This is a genomic window from Fructilactobacillus sp. X2R5C2 (assembly GCF_059901375.1).
This window is the reverse complement of sequence record NZ_JBWXUX010000003.1, coordinates 209536-216781: the sequence shown is the minus strand read 5'-3', so window position 1 is coordinate 216781 and position 7246 is coordinate 209536. Positions and strand designations below refer to the sequence as shown.

The window sequence follows — 7246 nt, the reverse complement described above, 5'->3', positions numbered from 1 at the left end:
TTTTAAGCTTGTACACTTAAAACTACCTTACACTTGTAATCAAAATCTTGTTCAGTTTTCAAAGATCTACTCTTACTAATAACGGCTTTCGTTTCATCTCAACGCCGCATATATTAATATACCATGTGGTTAAATTAATGTCAATAGAAAAGTTTGACTAATTTTAACCAAATTGATATGCCGCTCTTGACAACAATTAATACTATACTATCTATAACCTTAATCGTCAACACTTTTTTTAAATAAATCAAAAATAATTTAAATAAAGCAAAATTAAATTCAAAAAAATACATTTTATTGATACACTTAAATAGTTAAAAACATATATCAAAAGAGGAAAAATATGGATTTTTTTAAATTTTTAATTGATTTCGTACTTCACATTGATAAGCATCTCATTACCATTGTAAACATGTTCGGAGATTGGACATACCTGATTTTGTTTATAATTATATTCATTGAAACGGGTGCTGTTATTCTACCATTTCTCCCTGGTGACTCTCTTTTATTTGCTGCGGCAGCCCTATCAGCCAATTCAAATTATAGTCTTAGCATTTGGATCTTCATTCTTACCTTCTTTGTTGCATCAGCAGCTGGAGACTCATTAAACTTCTTTATTGGAAGAAAAGTTGGCAATGCTTTAATTGAACATCAATTCTTCGGCAAATTCATTAAGGAAAGGGACTTAAAAAGAGCACGAGAGTTCTTCAATAAATACGGCGCAATTGCAATCTTCTTGGCACGATTCATGCCAATTATTAGAACATTTGCTCCCTTTGTGGCAGCTGGAACCGACTTCAGTTACAAAAAGTTTCTAAAATATAATTTAGTCGCTTGTATCTGTTGGGTATTAATTTGCTGTGGAGCAGGATACTTTTTCGGAAACATCCCATTTGTTCAGGCTCACTTCTCACTTGTAATCATTTTGATCATTATCATCTCATTGATCCCCGCTTTAGTTGGCTATCTAAAAAGCAAGGTTTCAACACCAAAATAAAAAGAATCTTTCTTCCAGAATTTAATCTGCTAGAAAGATTCTTTTTTTAATTCCCTTTTACCAATTATGGCAACTATTATCAAACCAACAATAACCAGTAAAAAGAACAGTGCAAAACACATCAAAAAGTATTGATCCGGTAATACATTAATTATCGGATCTTTTTTTGGATTAAAAATCCAGTCTTGATTTTTAAACAATACTTCATGGAAATATATGAATACATCTTGGAAATCCAAAACACAAAACAGTGATAAAACACCCGTCACTAAAATCGCCACTTCTGAAAGTGACTGTAATTTCCACATTCTCTTAAAATAGTTAAATCGAAACATGATGATAAGTAAACTGATAAATGTAATCAATAAAACTAAATTATTAACTAACGTTAACGTTCTGACATTTTCAAAATGAACCATTCCATTTGATGAAATGGGAAACTGATTAAGTTTTAGCACACTCGTAAATGGATTTTGAATAAAATTAGTCATCCTATGAAAATTTTCCATTAATAATCCGTTTGAAACATGAAACTTAACCGCTAATCCCATGAACGCTATCGTCACGTAATACAACCAACTGGCATTAATAATAAAAAAGACCGAAAACGTGATCAAAAAAAGTAGGATTAGGATAAATACTCCAATATCCTTTAGACTATAAAACATTCCATTCATCTAGACTATTAACCTCATAAGTGGGTTGAACATCCCGTTTCTCAACCTGTTTCTTGGTGGAAACTCCCGTATAAGTAATTAAAGTATCCATTCTATCGTTAATTCCCGCCATGATGTCAGTATCATAATTATCTCCTACCATAATCACTTCCGACTTCTTTAAACCTAACTGTTTCAGAGCTTTTTCCACAATTAAAGTCTGTGGCTTTCCAATCATGATAGGATCAACTCCCGACGCATAACGAACTGAGTCAATAATTGATCCCGCACTTGGTAACATTCCATTCTCACTTGGAATTCTAGCATCTGGGTTCGTTCCCACGAATTTAGCTCCATGAGCGATTCCAAGAACTGCCCGTGACAATTTTTGATAGGTTAAATCACGATCAAGTCCAACTACTACGTATTCAGGATCATCCGTGAAAACATTAAAACCCTGTGCTTCCATGGCTTCTTTTAAGCCATTTTCACCAATTACATACGCTGACTTTGTTCTGTTATTAGCTTTAGCATCATCATTCACATAGGCCGCCGTTGCAATTCCAGAAGTATAGACGTTCTTGTCTTCTACATCAATCCCATGATTATTCGCCAAATTATCAACGACTTCACTTGGCATCTTCGTTGAATTATTCGTCACAAACAAAAAGGGAATGTGATTTTGCTGGAGCCTTTCAATAAATCGTTTGGCTGCAGGAATTCTTTTCTTTCCTTGGTAAACGGTCCCGTCTAGATCAATTAAGTATCCCTTATACTTCTTCATTTAATCCTCACTTATTTCTGCCTAATGGTAAAGCCACGTTTACCACTCTTAAAGTGTTTTGTCTTTAAACTCTTCTTTTGTTGTTTTTTAGCTGAATTATGACCACCAGCCGATTTGGATTTTTTATTTTTCATCCCAAACCGTTGTTTTTTTCTATTAGATTTATGACTTGAATTCTTTTCCTTCTCTGCCTCTAAATTATGCAAAATGAAGTAATTGGAACCAAAATTAGTATCTTCAATCAAATAATCAGGAATTGCTGAATGGCGTAAACTTTTACTAACGTTTCTAAAGTCACCATAAAAACCCTTTAATCGTAATTGTCCGTATCCCCAATCACCAACAATATAATCAAATCTAGTCAAAATTGGGTTAAATTTATTCGAAAATTCACCCAAATCAAAAGCATTTCTAACATTTGTTTCAATCACGTATACATGACCATTAACACTTAAAGTAGTCTCGTCCACTTGCTTGATATCAGCTAATGCTGCTCGTTCATCATTTCTGGTCTCAATTAACGTCTCGATTTCATTATGATCCATACTATTCTCCCTTTAACGGAAATTTCTTTGCCAGATAATCACCAAAGACATCTCGGAGGGTTTCATCATAAAAAATATCATTCTTTCCCACAATGCTAATTGCTGGGAAAAATGGGATGAAACTATAATGATCTATCAGTGCAATTGTGTATTTTTTGTCGGGCTCCACGAGTTCGTCATGGTAAAACAGTTGCTTTTTTTCAGGATCATACCGAATTCCATCATAAATTAATCGACCAAAGTATTTCCCACGAAAACCCATTCCTTTTTGTTCAAATCGAACTAGAAAATCCTTGTTCTTTTCCATTTCCATGACAACTTCCCACAAATTATAACCATAAAATTCACTTTTCATAACGTGAATTGAATGTGGTAATAACTTATGAAGTTCATTTTTATCAACAACACCCTTATCCAAGTTACCTAAAAACAAACCAGTGTTCAAAACGGCAGCCGTTGTACCGGCTTTTTTCTCAATCGCTTTAAGTCCCAAGTCGACTAATTCATTGTCATCCGTTAAAGAAGTAGTCATCGTATGAGGAATATCAGCGACTCGTTGACTTGCTAAAATTCCTTCGCCACGATCTTCAAGATGTTCAATTTCTTCCGCATCTTTCACATCAGCTTTCATTTCAGAAGTTTTGTAAACCCGGGCTTTCATGTTTTCGACTTGTTTATCATCATTGACATCAAACGTAATTTCACCGACATAATGACCCCACTTTTCAGCAGCAGTCAACATGGTTTGATTAACTTTCTCACCATGAACTAACAGATGATGGGTATGACCACCAACAATAACGTTAATTTCAGGAAAGGCTTTTGCAATTCTTCGATCATTATTAATCCCTAAATGAGAAAGTAAGATCAAAACATCATATTGACCCTTCCAAGCTGTCAAGCAACGTTCAATTGTACTTTTGATGGGAAGAGAATTCCAATCCATGTACTGATAAGTCGGATAAGGAGCAGTTAATCCCATAAAACGAACTCTAACATTGTTCTTTAAAAGAAAGTCACGATATGGAATTGCCCAACTTGGAAGTTGCCCAGTTCTTTCGTCAATCACATTATCTAAAACAACGGGGAAATTAGCATCATCGTATAAATGCGCCAATTCATCATGCGAAGTAGTAAGGGCTTCATTATTACCAATGGTGGCCGCATCGTATCCCACTGAGTTCATCAACTCAATATTTGCTTTGCCAGAAGTGGCCTCGGTCAATGCATTAGATCGATCAATGGCATCCCCATCATCAACTTTAAAGACACGATAACCCTTGTCTTCCAATTGTTTAGTTCTTAACTTCATAAATCTTCTGATTTTAGGCCAATTTTCAAAATGTGAGTGAAGATCATTGGTATGCAAAATTGCTACTTTATCCATCATATTACTTCCTCAATATTTTCTTCTATAATTATCGTTATTTTCTATTCTAACATCCATTAATAATGATAATCAAAAAGTCGATGACTTTAACCATCGACTTCTTTTCTTTCCCTATGCTTATCGCTTAAAACTTTGAAACCATACAAAATTAGTAACCAAATAATTGAACCAATCAACGCAACTAACGTTTGCATTTTAAAAATCAAAACAAAGGCAACAAAAACCATAAATCCAACAACAAAGAAGTCGGAGTAAGGGAACCATGGCATCTTAAAGGTAAGCTTACTGGTTTGTTCTGGCGTAAGTGATCGTCGATACTCATAATGAGTGATCACAATCAATGACCAAACAAATAAGAAACAAGTAGTGGCAATACTTGAGACCAGTTCAAACACGCCTTCAGGCATTAAAATGTTCAACACAACTGAGATAGCAATCACAATAGTTGAGAACAAAATTGCGTTAGCTGGAATGTGTCTTTTGGACAGGGTACCCAATTTCTTGGCAAATTTGTTTTGACTTTTATCTGTTAACGAAAATAACATTCGTCCAGTGGTAAAAATAGCACTATTACACGATGATGCTGCAGCAGTTAGAACGACAAAGTTAATGATCGCAGCTGCTGATTTAATTCCAATATTCGAAAATACTTGAACAAAAGGACTTGAATTAGCGGAAATGTACTGCCATGGGAAGATACACATTAAGGCTAGTAAAGATCCAACATAGAAAATAATGATTCGGGTAGGAACTTCATTAATACATTTTGGAATGATTTTCTGTGGATCTTGTGTTTCTGATGCGGTCATCCCAATCATTTCAATCCCTGCAAAGCTAAATAGAACCATTTGAAATGAAAGCACAAACCCGGAAGCACCGTGAGCAAAAAATCCGTGAGAATACAAATTGGATACCTGGGCGTACCCCACACTTGTCTTATAGTGCATTAACACCAAAATAATTCCAACGATGATTAACGCCACAATTGCAACCACTTTAATTAATGCAAACCAAAATTCCGTTTCACCAAAAGCAGAAACAGTAATCGAATTCAATAGGAACAAAATTAGAATCAAGAATGCAGCTGTTACCCATTGTGGTAACCCTGGAAACCAAAACTTCATGTATAAACCAGCCGCAGTGACTTCCGCCATCGCAATGGCGATCCAACAGAACCAATATGTCCACCCAGCTACAAAGCCGGTTCTTTCCCCTAAATATTTGTTAATAAATTCAATAAATGAAACGCTATTAGTATTCGATAAAAGTAATTCACCGAGGGCTCGCATCAAGAAGAAACAAGCCACTCCAGCAATCACATAGGCAATAATGATTGACGGTCCTGCAAGGTGAATTGATTGTCCTGCACCTAAAAACAGACCCGTTCCAATGGTTCCACCTAACGCCATTAATTGAACATGACGACTTTTGAGTCCCCGTGACATTTGGTTTTCATTATTTGTATTCTTTTCCAACAAAAACATCCTTTCTTTACGTATGCCTACATTATACACGGATACGTGAAGCTATTTGTTACTTTTTAAGGAAATTATACAGATATTTTGTCAGAAAAACTACCAAAAATTTAAAAAATTCCAAATTTACGTGATAAAAAAGAATCCACTTTGATGAGTGGATTCTCATTAAAACTATTTATTTGCTTTTTCTTTACTTTCTTTTTCAAGTCGTTGGACATCAAGAGCGATCATTAATTCTTCATTAGTTGGAACTAATAAAGTCTTAATCTTTGATCCCTTGGCACTTAAATCTCTAACAACTCCCCTGACATTATTCTTTTCTTTGTCAACACCAATGCCAAAGTATGAAAGTTGATCAGTGACTTCTTGTCTAACAGTGATACTGTTTTCACCAACTCCAGCAGTGAAGACGATGGCGTCAGCACCACCCAATTCTGCTAGATATGATCCAATATAACGAACAATTCGATTATCATAAATTTGACGAGCAATCTTAGCACGATGGTTAGTCTTTTGAGCCTCTTCAACTTCACGCATATCGGCAGAAACTCCAGAGATACCAAGCAATCCAGATTTCGTGTTTAAAACCTTAATCATATCATTGATATCAGTCATGCCCTCTTTTTCCATCACATAGGCTAAAAGAGATGGATCAACATCACCAGAACGAGTTGCCATTGTTAGGCCAGTAACTGGGGTGAACCCCATGGATGTATCATAAGACTTTCCATTCTTAACAGCACATATAGAAGCACCAGCACCCAAATGCATAATAATCATCTTAAGATCTTCCACTGGCTTACCTAACAACTTAGCAGCACGTTGTGATACATAACGGTAACTGATCCCGTGGAATCCATATTTACGAGCTCGATACTTCTCATAGTATTCATATGGAAGACTATATAGGTAGTTCTTTTCAGGAATCGTTTGATGAAATGAAGTATCAAAAACGGCCACACTAGTTACATTAGGAAGAACCTTTTCAAATGCTTTAATTCCCAAAACATTAGCTGGTTCATGGAGAGGAGCCAACTCATCCAAACTTTCAATCTTTTTGAGAACTTCAGGAGTAATAATTACCGATTGATCAAAATATTCTCCACCAGCAACAACTCGGTGTCCAACCCCAGTAATTTCGTTATAGTCATTAATAATGTCAAGATCGAGTAATTGATCTAACAAGATTTGAATTGCTTGTTCGTGATCTTTAACATCCAATGTTTCCTCAAATTTCTTCCCATCATCATATTTAATTTCAACATGTGATTCTGGTAAGCCAATTCTTTCAATTAATCCTTCACCAAGAACCTTTTCTTCTGGCATTTTGAATAACTTAAACTTTAAAGTTGAGCTACCAGCATTAATCGCAATAATTTTACCCATGAGTAATCTC

General features: G+C 35.3%; 7 protein-coding genes. 1 reads left to right on the top strand and 6 read right to left on the bottom strand.

The genetic code is table 11. From position 1 onward, the window contains the following. Positions 1–343 precede the first annotated feature (343 nt). Positions 344–997, top strand: a complete 654-nt coding sequence (locus AC6UD2_RS05530; protein ID WP_039144243.1) for a VTT domain-containing protein — start codon at positions 344–346, stop codon at positions 995–997. A 29-nt stretch (positions 998–1026) separates the two neighbouring features. Here AC6UD2_RS05530 and AC6UD2_RS05525 read toward each other — a convergent pair whose 3' ends face one another. The 6 genes from AC6UD2_RS05525 to AC6UD2_RS05500 form a co-directional block, all read right to left on the bottom strand. Then, positions 1027–1665: a TIGR01906 family membrane protein gene (locus tag AC6UD2_RS05525; RefSeq protein ID WP_500698264.1), complete on the bottom strand. Its 639-nt coding sequence runs from the start codon at positions 1663–1665 to the stop codon at positions 1027–1029. Next, the gene (gene nucF, locus AC6UD2_RS05520; RefSeq protein ID WP_500698257.1) at positions 1655–2437 is read right to left on the bottom strand and encodes a 5' nucleotidase NucF; all 783 of its coding nucleotides are present in this window, start codon (positions 2435–2437) and stop codon (positions 1655–1657) included. The genes AC6UD2_RS05525 and nucF overlap by 11 nt, the downstream gene beginning before the upstream one ends. Positions 2438–2448: 11 nt before the next feature. Beyond that, a complete protein-coding gene (locus AC6UD2_RS05515) occupies positions 2449–2982 on the bottom strand; it encodes a YutD family protein (protein ID WP_010022042.1) in 534 nt (177 codons plus the stop codon). A gap of 1 nt (position 2983) precedes the next feature. Continuing rightward, the gene (locus tag AC6UD2_RS05510) at positions 2984–4372 is read right to left on the bottom strand and encodes a bifunctional metallophosphatase/5'-nucleotidase (protein WP_039144247.1); all 1389 of its coding nucleotides are present in this window, start codon (positions 4370–4372) and stop codon (positions 2984–2986) included. An 86-nt stretch (positions 4373–4458) separates the two neighbouring features. Further along, the gene (locus AC6UD2_RS05505) at positions 4459–5856 is read right to left on the bottom strand and encodes an amino acid permease (RefSeq protein ID WP_500698256.1); all 1398 of its coding nucleotides are present in this window, start codon (positions 5854–5856) and stop codon (positions 4459–4461) included. A 165-nt stretch (positions 5857–6021) separates the two neighbouring features. Beyond that, complete coding sequence (locus AC6UD2_RS05500) at positions 6022–7236, bottom strand: acetate/propionate family kinase (protein WP_010022038.1); 1215 nt, start codon at positions 7234–7236, stop codon at positions 6022–6024. Positions 7237–7246: the final 10 nt, after the last annotated feature.

Coding starts and splice junctions, on each gene's coding strand:
- AC6UD2_RS05530 (WP_039144243.1), top strand. CDS start 344: ATGGATTTTTTTAAATTTTTAATTGATTTCGTACTTCACATTGATAAG.
- AC6UD2_RS05525 (WP_500698264.1), bottom strand. CDS start 1,665: ATGTTTTATAGTCTAAAGGATATTGGAGTATTTATCCTAATCCTACTT.
- nucF (WP_500698257.1), bottom strand. CDS start 2,437: ATGAAGAAGTATAAGGGATACTTAATTGATCTAGACGGGACCGTTTAC.
- AC6UD2_RS05515 (WP_010022042.1), bottom strand. CDS start 2,982: ATGGATCATAATGAAATCGAGACGTTAATTGAGACCAGAAATGATGAA.
- AC6UD2_RS05510 (WP_039144247.1), bottom strand. CDS start 4,372: ATGATGGATAAAGTAGCAATTTTGCATACCAATGATCTTCACTCACAT.
- AC6UD2_RS05505 (WP_500698256.1), bottom strand. CDS start 5,856: ATGTTTTTGTTGGAAAAGAATACAAATAATGAAAACCAAATGTCACGG.
- AC6UD2_RS05500 (WP_010022038.1), bottom strand. CDS start 7,236: ATGGGTAAAATTATTGCGATTAATGCTGGTAGCTCAACTTTAAAGTTT.